This window comes from Rhizobium sp. CG4, assembly GCF_023701965.1.
Taxonomy (GTDB): Bacteria; Pseudomonadota; Alphaproteobacteria; order Rhizobiales; family Rhizobiaceae; genus Agrobacterium.
Genome location: NZ_JABAEG010000002.1, coordinates 1023306 through 1036486, shown reverse-complemented (window position 1 = coordinate 1036486; position 13181 = coordinate 1023306). Strand labels below are relative to the sequence as shown.

Genomic DNA, 13181 nt, shown 5'->3' with positions numbered 1-13181 from the left:
ATAGGCGGTGCCTGTTATGGCGTCGCTATGACCTTGCCGGGGTTCATGATGCCGGCAGGGTCAAAAGCGGACTTGATGCGCCGCATGAGATCAATCTCGATACCATCCCTGATATGGGCAAGTTCATCGCGCTTCAGCTGACCAATGCCGTGTTCAGCCGAGATTGACCCGCCACAAGACAATACCAACTGATGCACGATGGCATTGACCTCGCGCCAGCGCCCAATGAACTCTGCTTTGTCTGCTCCAATCGGCTGGGAAATATTATAATGGATGTTGCCATCACCCATGTGGCCGAAGGCGCAGATACGGGCATCCGGAATGACCTGCAAAACAGCCGTTTCTGCCGCTGCCATAAATTCCGGGATGCTGGAAACTGGCACTGACACGTCGTGCTTGATCGAACCGCCTTCAGGGCGCTGCGCTTCCGACATGCTTTCACGCATATGCCAGATTGCCTGACGTTGTGCGTCTGATGTCGCAATGACGGCATCCTCAACGATACCGTTTTCCAGGCCCTGCTCCAGCAGGACCTGCATCATCGCGTCGGCTGCATCGCTGGAGTCGGATGTCGAGATATCGATCAGCACATACCAGGCATGTGGCCGTGCCAGCGGATCCCTGACGCCGGGAATGTGTTTGGTGGTGAACTCAACACCGAGGCGCGGCATCAATTCAAAGCCGGTCAGGGCAGACCCGCACAGGCTGGTTGCTTTTTCAAACAGCGTCAAGGCGGCATCAGGGCTCGCCAGGCCGACAAAAGCAACCTGATGGCCGAGCGGCTTAGGAAACAGTTTCAAAACGGCGGCGGTAATGACACCGAGTGTGCCTTCCGAGCCGATGAACAGATCCCGCAGATCATAACCCGTATTGTCTTTTTTCAGCTTGCGAAGACCGTTCCAGATTTCGCCTGTCGGTAAAACCACCTCAAGGCCCAGGCAAAGCTGGCGCATATTGCCGTAGGCCAGAACGGCAGTGCCCCCGGCATTGGTGGCAAGGTTACCGCCGATGCGGCAGGACCCCTGCGATGCCAGCGTCAACGGAAACATGCGGTTTACACTGTCGGCCGCCGTATGAATGTCTTCAAGGATGCAGCCGGCGTCGGCAACAATGACATTGGCCACGGCATCGATTTCACGCACCTTGTTCATGCGTTCCAGTGACAGAATGATATCGCTGGCTCCGGCCCGTGGTGTCTGACCGCCAACAAGGCCAGTATTGCCGGTTTGTGGGACGATGGCCGTGCCGGTTTTGCTTGCCAGCTTCATGATCTCGGCAACTTCTTCTGTCGAAGCAGGTTTCAGCAGCAAGGGTGATGTACCCTGGTAAAGACCACGGTTTTCGACAAGGCGCGGCGCGAGTTCGGCCTGATCGCGAACGGCGTGGCTTGCACCGACAATGGCCGTGAACTGTGCAATGAGATGGTCTGAAAGAGCGGCAACAGTCATCTTTCACCTTTATCGTGGAGATTGCTGGATCTTATGAACGGGGTGCGGCGGCTCGTGCCAGTCGATCATTGATCGCTTCACCGAGGCCATGCTGCGGAATGGAGGTAACGGCAATGCTGGCTGCCCCGCTGGCATCCGCCAGTTTGAGATATCCGAAAAGATTTGTGGCGGCCTCGGCCAGATCGCCCGAAGGGCTGAGGTTGAGAACGACCTTGGCTTTGTCCTGTCCCGGCAACGGCTCGATATCACCGAAGGAGATAAGGGCCTCGCCTGCGTCAACCGATGTGGCTTGCAGACGCACGTAAGCGCCTGGTGCGTAATGGGAGGCCAGCATGCCCGGCGCTTCAATGGCTGGCGATGCCGTTTTGGACCGCAATAATTTTTTGCCTGCAATCCGTTCGATATCCTGTGAGGCAAGACCACCCGGCCGTAACAGTCGCAAACTGCCGTCTTTTTCAACTTTGACGATGGTGGATTCGACTCCAACTCCTGCGGAACCTGCATCAAGCACCAGCTTGATCTTTTCGCCCAGATCATCTTCGACATGCAAGGCGCTTGTCGGGCTGATCTTGCCGGAGCTGTTGGCGCTTGGTGCAGCAAGCGGTCGATCAAATGTCTTGATCAGCTCGCCGGCAAAACCCTGCGGCACACGAATACCGACCGTATCGAGACCGGCAGTGGCCAGCGGATGAATGCCGCTGTTGTCTTTTAACGGCAAAACGATGGTTAGCGGGCCTGGCCAGAATGCCTTCGCCAGCGCAAGAGACAGGTCATCGAACCTTGCGTAGCGCTGCGCCATCTCAAGATCAGACATATGGCAGATCAGTGGATTGAAACGTGGGCGGCCCTTGGTCTCGTAAATGCGGGTAATCGCGGCGGGATTGGTCGCATCGGCAGCGAGGCCGTAAACAGTTTCCGTTGGAATTGCCACGGGATAACCGTCACCAAGAATTGCGGAGGCAACCTCAAGGGCTTCCTGTGGATGTGTATGGATATTGATATACCGAGCCATCTAATGCACCGTTCCTGTGGTGTGGTGCATAGCGCATTTTAGGTCCGCCTGTGAAGCGCACATTATCGGTGCGCATCGGGCGGTCTGTTTACATCGCCATGATGAGCTTGCGCATTTCTTCCGTACGCGCACCAAGCGTCAGCACGTTTTTCAACGCGACCTTGGGGTCATGCGTGCGAAACAGCAGACCGTCCTTGTGAACCGAACGATCGATCTCAACGCTGCGGCCGTTGACCGCGTTCATCGCGATGGCAAAATACATGCGGGAATAGCGTGGATCAATCTCAACGAAGAAGCCGTCCTTGTCACCGCCGATTTCCGCGAAGAAATTCGCAAAATAGAACGACCACAGGATCTGTCGGCGCATGTCGAAACTGGTTTTCGACGCCGTCACGTGGCAGTAGCCAAGATGCGGACTGTCTTCGAGCGTCTTGTGAAAGATCATGCTCGGGAACTGAATGGACCGGTGGAAATTGTTGAGGTGGGAATGCGTCTTGTATCCCGCCGTTTCGAGTTTACGGCCGGTACGGTCCGCAACCTCGTCATGCGTCATGTAACGCTTTTCGTCGGGCAACCAGCGTTCTTCGTAACGCAGGATGCGTCCGGTCCGCAGGAATTCCGAATGCATATTGCGCGCACGGGCAGGGGCCTTCTTGCGCGCACTGGCGTCGTAATAACGGATACGTGTTGCCTGTTCCACGCGACAGGTTCTCCATGGTCACTGGGACATCAGTTTAGATTTAAGGAGTTAATACACGGTTTCCGGTGATTTTCTGAACAGGTGGCATGTCTGGTTGCGACTTCGTGTGTCGGAAATCTAATTAAACTATTGATTATAAACAATGATGTAGATAACGGCATTGTTTCGCCATGTCGCAAATTGTCGCCAATGCGGAAAACCATGTCGCTGTTTGCGCACCTGCGCTCTTTCAGGCGTGATTAGATGTTCACATGCCGTTGAAACAGCAGTTGGAGTACCTCTTCGACATTCTGTTTTGCCAATGAGGAATGTGGCCATGGATTTGCGTGACACCGTTTTGCGCCAGCTGAAGAACCGTCGGGAAGGCTTCAGTCTTGAGCAGCCATTTTACATCGGCAAGGATTATTTCCAGCTTGATATGGAAACAATCTGGTACCGTGACTGGCTGTTTATCGGACATGATTGCGAAGCGCCGAAGGCTGGCAATTATTTCACCGTCCAGATCGGCAATTATGCCGTGGTCATCGTGCGCGGCAAAGATGGTGTCATCCGCGCTTTCCATAACTCCTGTCGCCACCGCGGTTCTCGGGTCTGCACCAGCCATAAGGGCCAGTCGGCACGTCTCGTTTGCCCATATCACCAATGGACCTATGATCTGGACGGCAAACTGCTGTTTGCCCGCCATATGGGTGATGATTTCGACAAGAGCGAATTTGGTCTTAAGCCGGTCGCCTGCGAAAGTGTCGCCGGTTACATCTTCATCTGTCTTGCCGAAAATCCGTTAGATTTCTCGCTGGTGCGTGCGCAGGTCGAGGGCTACATGGCCCCCCATCGCATTGCCGATGCGAAGATCGCCCATGAAAGCACGATCATTGAAAAGGGCAATTGGAAGCTGGTGTGGGAAAACAACCGCGAATGTTACCACTGCGCGGCAAACCACCCGGAACTGTGCCGTACCTACCCGGAAAACCCAAGTGTAACAGGCACGGATGGTGGCGCTGATGACCCCGAAATTGGCGGTCACTGGTCACGGTGTGAGGACGCAGGCCTGCCAAGCCGCTTCCAGATTGATCCACGTGGACAGTTCCGTGTCGCGCGTATGCCGCTGATTGGCGACGCAGAAAGCTACACAATGTCCGGCAAGCGTGCGGTGCGACGTCAGCTCTCGGATGATGTCACGATCAGCCATATCGGCGCATTGCTGCTGTTCCACTATCCAACAACATGGAACCACTTCCTGGGCGATCACACGATTTCCTTCCGCGTGTTACCGCTTGGGCCCGAGGAAACCATGGTCACCACTAAATGGCTGGTGCACAAGGATGCGGTTGAAGGGGTGGACTATAATATCGAGGAACTGACCCACGTTTGGAACGAGACCAATGACCAGGATCGCCAGATCGTGGAAGAAAATGCCTTTGGTATTCGCTCACCTGCCTATGAGCCGGGACCCTACTCCATGGTTCATGAAGGCGGTGTCATGCAATTCGTCAACTGGTATGCGGATTTCATGATTGATCGCCTGCAGGGCGACAAGGCAAAACTCGCAGTGGTTGCCTGACGTGAACATGGTGCTCTCTTATAAACATCTCGACGAAATGAAGCCGTGGAGCGACAAGCTCCACCTTCTCGAATGCCTGTCCGTGACACCGGAAACTTCAGATGTGATGACGTTCCTGTTTCGCTCGGAAGAGCCGAACTGGTTCCGCTACATGCCGGGTCAATTTGTGACGCTGGAGCTTCCTGTCGGCAACGAGGTGCTATTGCGCACCTACACGCTGTCATCCAGCCCCTCACGGCCCTATGCATTGTCGGTGACGGTGAAGGCGCAGGCCAATAGTATCGGCACGCGCTGGATGTTCGACAACCTCAAACCGGGCATGAAGATCCGGGCGCTGGGGCCATTCGGTGACTTTTCCTATGTGAAACATCCCGGCGACAAATATCTGTTCATCTCGGCGGGTTCCGGCATCACTCCGATGATGTCGATGGTGCGCGACATGAGTGATCGCGCGCCGCAAAGCGATATCGCCTTCCTAAACTGCTCTCGCTCGCCCTCCGATATCGTGTTCCGGCACGAGCTGGAATATCTGGCGCGTTTTATGCCGAAACTGTCGCTCGGCTTCATCGTTGAAAATTGCGGGCGCACAGACCTCTGGTCCGGCCTTAAGGGCATGGTGGATAAGGCCAAGATTGCACTTCTTGCGCCTGACTTCATGGATCGCACGGTGTTTTGTTGCGGTCCGGAACCGTTCATGACAGCGGTACGCTCGTTGCTGGAAGCCTCTGGTTTCGACATGAGTCGGTACCATCAGGAAAGTTTCGCTCCGGCCGCGCCGCCTCCTTTGGCGGAAGTTATCGCCGGTGCAGATGGTGAGGTGCTCGCCACGGTCACCTTCACGCTTGCCGGGAAAGAAGCCTTCTGCCAGCCGGGACAGACAATTCTGACCACCGCACGTGCTGCTGGCGTTCGTATAGGGGCAGCATGTGAATCCGGTATTTGCGGAACCTGCCGGGTGCTTAAACTTTCCGGTAATGTCGATATGGCCCATAATGGCGGCATTCTCGATGAGGAGATCGAGGAAGGTTATATTCTTGCGTGCTGCTCACGGCCGCTGGGTGATGTAAAAGTTGAGGTCTGAATACAATCACATGATTTTTACTTTGGTTATCGCAATGTTGCGGAACAAAGTCCTATCAAGCTCGTTTCTCTATAGTTGAATTTGAAGTTAGTGTGCTCCCCGCGATAGTCGTCTGGTAAGTGCATGCCCTCAAAAGAACTTCGTTTCGTCATTGACGATTTACTATGGAGGAATACCCATGATGCGATTTCGTACGACAAGCGTTGCTACGGCGATCGTGATGTGCCTAAGCGGCGTTATTCCAGCTCAGGCATTCCAGATGCCCACTGTGCAGCAGCCAGACGATAATCGGTTACCTACTGTTCAGGTGAGGGATGAGTTTCAGCGCCTAGGCCGGGATCGGAATGGCAATATTGTAGATATGCCGAGGTATATACCGAGACACGGCCGAAATGTTTCGCCCCGTGATCGTTGGGACGGACCACGAGTAAGAGATAACGGGCCACGCTATGGCTGGTACAATGGCCACCGTGGTTATTCCGACAGACGTCCCGGATATCGTTATCACAATGGGTACTGGTTCCCCATGGCAGCGTTTGCTGCGGGCGCCATTATAGGTGGCGCCATGCAGCAGGGCCAGCCATCGTATGGCAACAGCCACACAAGCTGGTGCGCCAACCGGTGGAGATCCTACCGCGCTTACGACAACACTTATCAGCCCTATAACGGTCCACGCGCTCAGTGTGTGTCGCCTTATGGTCGATAAACAGAATTTATTAACCCGCGATTCAATCGCGGGTTAATTTTTTAAAAGACGGGTTTTCCTGCGATTTCATTCGTTAATGCTGGGTTCATGCGAACTGAAATATGTTCGTAATATAAATTCCGGATAGACCTGCGTGGTGCAGATGGAGTTCGGTAGAACAAATAACGTTTATCGCTCTGTTGGTGCAGACTTGCCCAGAGTAGGGAGAAGTCAGATGAGTAACTACCTCAAGAAAATTGCCGGTGCCGGTTTTGCTGCACTTGTTGCAGTAACAGCGATCGCACCAGCGCAAGCCATGCCGCTGCCGGTGGTTCCAAGCCAGCCCAGCGTTAACCCCGACGTGGTTAATGTGCAGTACTACCGCGACTATGATCGCGGCCCTCGCCGTGGCTATTACAACGGTTATCGCGGTTATCGCGAGCCTCGTCAGGGCTATCGTCATCATGACGGTTACTGGTTCCCGCTCGCTGCGTTTGCAGCCGGTGCGGTGATCGGTGGCGCAATTGCTGCTCCGACCTACAGACCGGCCCCGGTCTATCGTCCTGCGCCAGTCTATCGCCCGGAACCAGTTTATCGCCCGGTTCCTACGGGCAATATCAATCCGCGTCATTACGACTGGTGCTCGGCCCGTTATCGCTCTTATGATTCCTACAGCAATACGTTCCAGCCAAATTACGGCCCACGCCGTCAGTGCCTGTCGCCGTATTTCTGATCCGCATCCCAGAGATGTCTATCAAGCTCTGTCCGGTATCAAGCCGGGCGGAGTTTTGTTTTGTGTTTGATGCATTGGCTCGACAGCGATTGGTGCTCAATGGGGATTCAATCTCATCAGTAAATTGACGTTTACGTAAAAATAAATTATTTCTGAAAACCATACCTGAAAACTTGGGTTGTAAGGTCGTGGGAGGAGTGCCGTGCAGGATAACTATATCATGGTGGAAAAGTCTGAAGACGGATCAGGCGTTCTCGTCATTCGATTTAACCGGCCTGAGAAGAAGAACGCCATAACCCAGGCGATGTATCGTCGTATGGTGAAAACACTGAATTCTGCCAATGAAGACGAGGGCGTGCGGGTTGTTGTTTTTCTCGGCACGGAAGGCTGTTTCTCGGCCGGCAACGACATGGCCGACTTCTTGACCTATGGCATGGGGCAGGCGGTGGAACCGCCCGCAGGTTTTGAGTTTATCAAAGCGATGGCGGAAGCGAAAAAGCCCTTGGTGTCCGGTGTTGATGGTTTGGCGATTGGCATCGGCACGACGCTTCATTTGCATTGCGATATGACGGTCGCATCGTCACGCAGCCTGTTCAAAACGCCTTTCGTCGATCTGGCGCTGGTGCCAGAGGCCGCATCCAGTCTGCTCGCTCCTCGCGTCATGGGTCACCAACGGGCCTTTGCGTTGCTGGTGGCAGGCGAGGGTTTTTCGGCAAAACAGGCTTTTGAGGCTGGCCTGATCTGGAAAGTCACCGAGCCCGAGAATGTGGAAACGGAAACGCTGGAAATCGCCCTTAAACTTGCCGCCAAGCCACCGCAGGCTTTGCGTATTGCGCGCGACTTGCTGCGCGGAAGCGAACAGGAAAAACTGCAAAGAATGGATGAGGAATTTGCCCATTTCAGCTCTCGCCTGAAAAGTGCGGAAGCGCGGGCTGCCTTTGAGGCTTTCATGCGCCGTTAATGCTGAAGGCGGTAAAAGAATGTCACTGGCAACCAAACGCTTAAACGGGTGTTGGAGGCAGGATGATCGGTTATTCGGGAACCAATGTAATGCGTAAAATTGCCCTTGCCTGCATGGCGCTGCTGCTCACCACAGCCGCCGAAGGCCGCGAGATGCCAGCCATGTCTGTTGTGCCAAACAGTGATGTTTTGCTGGCGCAGTCTCAGAACATGGATTTTAACTCTTCGCAGTCACGCCCAGACCGTCAAAAAAACAATCGTGCACGTTTTGCCTGCGTGATCACGCCGCCAGAAAGCGCAAGACGCTCGCAGCCCTATGTCTGCCGTGTCGAAACCGGCCGGGCAGGCGGGCGCTGCCGCTGCCCGGGTATTGTCGGGAGCGGCAACCTGCAGCCAGTCTGGTAAAAAGGGATCTTTGGGGTGAGCGTGCTGCACACACCCTATTTTTCGAGCAGTGCCACCGCTTCCACATGGGGTGACCACAGGAACTGGTCCACAGGCACAACGCGCACGATGCGGTAGCCACCTTCTACCAGAATGGACAGATCGCGTGCCAGCGTCAGCGGATTGCAGCTGACCGCAGCGATTTTTTTGATGGTGCTGCGTGCCAGCTCTTTCGATTGCGCTTCTGCACCGGCCCGTGGTGGGTCAAACACAACGGCATCAAAGGTTTTGAGCTCGCTTGACATCAATGGCCGACGGAACAGGTCACGTTTTTCGGCTTTGACGGGTTTCAAACCTTGGGTTTTGCGAGCACCGGCATCCAGTGCCTTGATGGCCTTGTCATCGCCCTCAACCGCGAGCACCTGTGATTTTTCCGCCAGGCGCAATGAGAACGTGCCGCAACCCGCAAACATGTCAACCACACGTTTGGCCTTGCCAAAATGGTCAACCACGATGTCCGCCATCGCATTCTCAGCAGCAATGGTTGCCTGCGTGAAGTTGCCGGGCGGTGGATTGACCTCAGCCTTGCCAAATTTTAGCGCCGGTTTTTGCGGTTCGATGAGGATTTCACCATTCAACGAAACGCGGGCAATGCCTCTCATCGCCAAAACGGTCTGGGTCAGCACATGGCGCTGTTTGTCATTGACGGATTTTATTCCCTCGACCGCGACATCAAGACCCGACAAGCTTTCCAGCACCGTCATGCGAAATGGTTCGGCACTCTGAACCATGGCTGTACCAATGGCCCGAAGATCGTTCAGTCGGCTGACAATACCATCCGAAGTGACGGGACATTCGGCAATATCGACAATGTGGTGGCTGCCTGCCTGGCTGAAACCGAGAAGCATGCTTTTTTCGGTTTTGCGCAGGGCAAAGACCGCGCGCCGACGCTGTTTGGGCTGACAGGTCACCAGAGCATCCACTTCAGGTGCCAGGCCCTTGGCTTTCAGGGCAGAAACGACGAGATCGCGTTTGAATTCGTGATAGGCCTCATCACCCATGTGCTGCAGCGAACAGCCGCCACAGGTGCCGCCCTGACCATCCGGTCCGAAGTGGCGACAGAGTGGTTCGCGTCGCTGCGCAGAGGCTTCCGAAATCGACATGATCGTGCCTTGGTCCTTAACCCGCGCAATGGCAACCGTTTCGCCGGGAAGGCTGAACGGGACATAGACGGTGCCATCGGGACAGTGTGCAATGCCATCGCCCTGCGCGCCCATGCTCTGGATTTTCACGGTTTGCGTTGTCATGGCTTTTGGCCTCCGAGCAAAAATTCGATGTTTCCGTCTCCTCCGGCAATAGGCGAGGGAATGAGGCCAAGGCTTCGCCAGCCCATGTCCTCAACCAGCCATCGCTCCAGTTCGCGTGCAACATCAGGCGCGGTTTCTGGTGCCTTGAGCAGTCCGGCTTTGCTGATGGCATCTCTGCCCGCTTCAAATTGCGGTTTGATCAGCAGCACTGCGTGGGCGCCAGCTTCGGCAAGCTCCAGCGCAGGCGCAAGCGCCAGCTTTAGCGAGATAAAGGAAACGTCCGAGACAATAAACGTCACCGGCCGGTCGAAAATATCTTCCGCTGTCAGGTAACGCGCATTGAGCCCTTCGATGTTGGTCACCGAAGGGTTCTGTTCAATGCGGGCGTGCATCTGGCCATGGCCGACATCGATTGACGTTACATGGGATGCACCGCGCTCAAGAAGGACTTCGGTAAAGCCGCCGGTCGACGCACCGACATCGAGGCATTCCTGGCCACGCGGATCGAGTTTGAAATGGTCGAGTGCAGCCACGAGTTTCAGCGCTGCTCGCGAGACATAGTCCTGCGCAGGGTCTGCGGTTCTGATGGCCACGTTGGCTGCAAACATCGCAGCCGGTTTGGTGACCACCTGCAAGTTGACGCTGACCGTGCCACGTTCAATGGCATCGCGTGCCCGCGAACGGCTGCTGAACAAACCAAGTGCCACCAGCAACTGGTCTAGGCGTTGTGTTTCTGTTGAGTGAGACATGGGAAGTGTCAATGACTGCGGTCTGCCCTGAACGCAAGCCTTTTGTCGAGGCGAGCACCGATCTGACAACCATATGGCGGTGATGGGCATCATCTTTGCAACGCAAATGGTTTGTTCTGACCTATAATTTTGCTGCACACGCGAAATCCGGGCGCTTTTGCGCGGCCGATTAAGTGATTTTAAACGCGCTATCTGCAAGGTGCGATTGGCTGGCTGCCTTTAATCCCGCCGATTTGCCATGAGGGCATTTTCTAAAAATCCATGTTGCGACACCGGGGTTCTTGAGCGTCGGGCATGGTGCTGTTGATACATCAACTGTTCCGGAAAGAGCATTCAATGTCCTTGAAGAATTTCTCGATCAATTTGAAACTGATCATAACCTTCGTCGCCTTGATGGGGGTCTGTCTCGTGGCGTCTGCCGTGGTTTTCTGGCAGACACTTGATACGAAGCGTATTTCCGAAGAACAGTTCAGAACTGACAAGATCGTCGAGTCGGTGGATGCGGCGCTCGCAGCAATGCTTGAGCAGGCCGTCAACCAGCGCGGATTCCTGCTGTTCCGCAGCGACAGCACATACAATGACGTATTCGCCAACCGCGAATTGATGCTGAACAAGCTCAATGAAGCCCGCACTTATGCAGCCGGCATGCCAGAGATCATTAAATCGATCGATGCGATGGAAGCATCGGCGACGGTGTTCCACACGCAGCTTGCCGAGCCACAGATTGCTGCGCGCAAGACGACGGAAGCGCCGATTTCCGAGATCATTGAAATTGGCCGTAACCAGGCCAAGGGTCAGCTGGATGGCTTCCGCACCAATGCGACGACCATCAAATCGCAGCTTGCTGAATTATCTGCATCACACTATGCGGCACAGGACGCCGCACAGTTTAACCTGCAGATGGCGCTTCTTGGCGGCGGTGCAGTTGCTGGCGTGATTGCCATTGCCCTGATCCTGCTTCTGGCACGCGCTATTGCAACGCCAATCGTGCAGATGACGGAATCGATGAGCCGCCTTGCACAGGGTGACAACACTGTCGAAGTGCCGGCTCTCGACCACAAGGACGAAGTCGGTAAAATGGCGCAGGCCGTTCTGGTCTTCAAACAGGCGGGTATCGAAAAGCTGCGTCTCGCCGACGAGACGGAAAGAATGCGTCTTTCGTCGGACGATGAACGTCGCCGCAACGAAGCTGAAAAGGCCCGCGAGGACGCTGAGAACAACGTCGCAGTTGAAGAACTGGCAAATGGCCTGACGGCTCTTTCCAACGGCAATGTCGCCTATCGTATTGAAAAGCAGTTCGCCCCGCGCCTGGACTCGCTTAGAAACGATTTCAACAATTCGCTTGAAAAGCTGCAGCAGACGCTGCGCTCGGTTGGCGAAAATGCATCCGCCATCAACGCTGGCGCTGCTGAAATGTTGTCCTCTGCCGATGACCTTTCCCGACGTACTGAACAACAGGCTGCATCGATCGAACAGACGGCCGCTGCTCTGGAAGAAGTTACAACGACAGTTCGCGATTCTGCCCGTGGTGCGGAAGAAGCAGGCAACCTCGTACAGCGTACCCGTGAAGGTGCCGAAAAGTCTGGCGTGGTGGTGCGTAATGCCGTCAAAGCCATGAAGGAAATTGAAAAGTCTTCGGGTGAAATAGGCAACATCATCGGTGTTATCGATGACATTGCCTTCCAGACCAACCTTCTGGCGCTGAACGCCGGTGTTGAAGCGGCGCGTGCTGGTGAAGCAGGCAAGGGCTTTGCGGTTGTTGCGCAGGAAGTTCGTGAACTGGCGCAGCGTTCCGCCAATGCTGCAAAGGAAATCAAGTCGCTGATCACCGCTTCGAGCCAGCAGGTCGAAAACGGTGTGAACCTCGTTGATGAAACTGGCAAGGCGCTGGAAAAGATCGTCTCCGACGTCGCTGAAATCAGCACGCATGTCAGCGCCATTGTCGTTGCCGCTCGCGAGCAGTCCACTGGCCTTCAGGAAATCAACACGGCCGTCAATGCCATGGACCAGGGCACGCAGCAGAATGCTGCCATGGTCGAACAGCAGACGGCAGCCAGCCATTCACTGGCCCGTGAAGCCGAAGGCCTGAACACGTTGCTTGGCCAGTTCAATATCGGTGCGGTCAACCGCGTTGCTGCGATGGGAACATCATCCCACCGCCAGTCGTCTTCGGCGCGTCCATCGGTTCAACCGGCTGTCAGAAAAACAGTGACGAGCCGTGGCCCGATTGCCGCGACTGAAACGTCGCGTCCGGCTGCGTCACCAGCCCGTTCCCTGGGACAGACACTGGCACGTGCCTTTAATGCCAAACCGGCAGAAAGCACAGCCAAAGCCGCTGAGCAGGATTGGACAGAATTCTGATAAGCGGTTCCTAAAAGCGCTGTAGGCAATCACTTACAGCCTCATGGTTTCCATACGAAGATCCGAAAACGTCGTGCGTCCAACTGGAGGCACGGCGTATATGCTTTCAAGCAGCTGTGCCAAACCCCCGCTCGGTGTTGCGCACTGCCTGCCTGGAGATGGGAACATGTCTGCAACACCGGGTGTGACGTCCCGTTTGC

Annotated in this window: 12 protein-coding genes; 7 read left to right on the top strand and 5 right to left on the bottom strand. The window is 55.2% G+C overall.

Annotated features, from left to right (window positions below):
- Nucleotides 1-14: 14 nt before the first annotated feature.
- The 3 genes from HGO37_RS10165 to HGO37_RS10155 form a co-directional block, all read right to left on the bottom strand.
- Nucleotides 15-1448: an FAD-binding oxidoreductase gene (locus HGO37_RS10165; RefSeq protein ID WP_250983198.1), complete on the bottom strand. Its 1434-nt coding sequence runs from the start codon at nt 1446-1448 to the stop codon at nt 15-17.
- A gap of 31 nt (nt 1449-1479) precedes the next feature.
- Nucleotides 1480-2460, bottom strand: coding sequence for an L-threonylcarbamoyladenylate synthase (locus HGO37_RS10160; protein ID WP_250983197.1), 981 nt, complete (start codon nt 2458-2460; stop codon nt 1480-1482).
- Nucleotides 2461-2548: 88 nt separating this feature from the next.
- Entirely contained in the window at nt 2549-3160 is a 612-nt protein-coding gene (locus HGO37_RS10155; RefSeq protein ID WP_250983196.1) for a DUF6656 family protein, read from the bottom strand.
- Nucleotides 3161-3476: 316 nt separating this feature from the next.
- On the opposite strand from HGO37_RS10155, the gene HGO37_RS10150 reads away from it, so the two are divergent.
- The 6 genes from HGO37_RS10150 to HGO37_RS10125 all read left to right on the top strand — a co-directional run bounded on the left by HGO37_RS10150 (nt 3477) and on the right by HGO37_RS10125 (nt 8585).
- Complete coding sequence (locus tag HGO37_RS10150; protein ID WP_250983195.1) at nt 3477-4721, top strand: aromatic ring-hydroxylating oxygenase subunit alpha; 1245 nt, start codon at nt 3477-3479, stop codon at nt 4719-4721.
- Between the two features lie 7 nt (nt 4722-4728).
- A complete protein-coding gene (locus tag HGO37_RS10145) occupies nt 4729-5802 on the top strand; it encodes an FAD-binding oxidoreductase (RefSeq protein WP_250983194.1) in 1074 nt (357 codons plus the stop codon).
- Between the two features lie 178 nt (nt 5803-5980).
- Nucleotides 5981-6508 carry a BA14K family protein gene (locus HGO37_RS10140; RefSeq protein WP_250983193.1) on the top strand — a complete coding sequence of 176 codons (528 nt, stop codon included), beginning with the start codon at nt 5981-5983 and terminating at the stop codon, nt 6506-6508.
- Nucleotides 6509-6722: 214 nt separating this feature from the next.
- Nucleotides 6723-7220 (top strand): BA14K family protein, encoded by a 498-nt coding sequence (locus HGO37_RS10135; RefSeq protein ID WP_250983192.1) that lies wholly within the window; start codon nt 6723-6725, stop codon nt 7218-7220.
- Between the two features lie 202 nt (nt 7221-7422).
- Entirely contained in the window at nt 7423-8181 is a 759-nt protein-coding gene (locus HGO37_RS10130) for a crotonase/enoyl-CoA hydratase family protein (RefSeq protein ID WP_250983191.1), read from the top strand.
- A gap of 89 nt (nt 8182-8270) precedes the next feature.
- The gene (locus tag HGO37_RS10125) at nt 8271-8585 is read left to right on the top strand and encodes a hypothetical protein (RefSeq protein WP_250983190.1); all 315 of its coding nucleotides are present in this window, start codon (nt 8271-8273) and stop codon (nt 8583-8585) included.
- A gap of 35 nt (nt 8586-8620) precedes the next feature.
- Here HGO37_RS10125 and HGO37_RS10120 read toward each other — a convergent pair whose 3' ends face one another.
- Nucleotides 8621-9871, bottom strand: a complete 1251-nt coding sequence (locus HGO37_RS10120) for a class I SAM-dependent RNA methyltransferase (RefSeq protein WP_250983189.1) — start codon at nt 9869-9871, stop codon at nt 8621-8623.
- Nucleotides 9868-10620, bottom strand: coding sequence for a TlyA family RNA methyltransferase (locus HGO37_RS10115; RefSeq protein WP_250983188.1), 753 nt, complete (start codon nt 10618-10620; stop codon nt 9868-9870). Before HGO37_RS10115 ends, HGO37_RS10120 begins: the two co-directional genes overlap by 4 nt.
- A 336-nt stretch (nt 10621-10956) precedes the next feature.
- Here HGO37_RS10115 and HGO37_RS10110 point away from each other — a divergent pair, with 336 nt between their 5' ends.
- The gene (locus tag HGO37_RS10110; RefSeq protein ID WP_250983187.1) at nt 10957-12981 is read left to right on the top strand and encodes a methyl-accepting chemotaxis protein; all 2025 of its coding nucleotides are present in this window, start codon (nt 10957-10959) and stop codon (nt 12979-12981) included.
- The last annotated feature ends 200 nt before the right edge of the window (nt 12982-13181 follow it).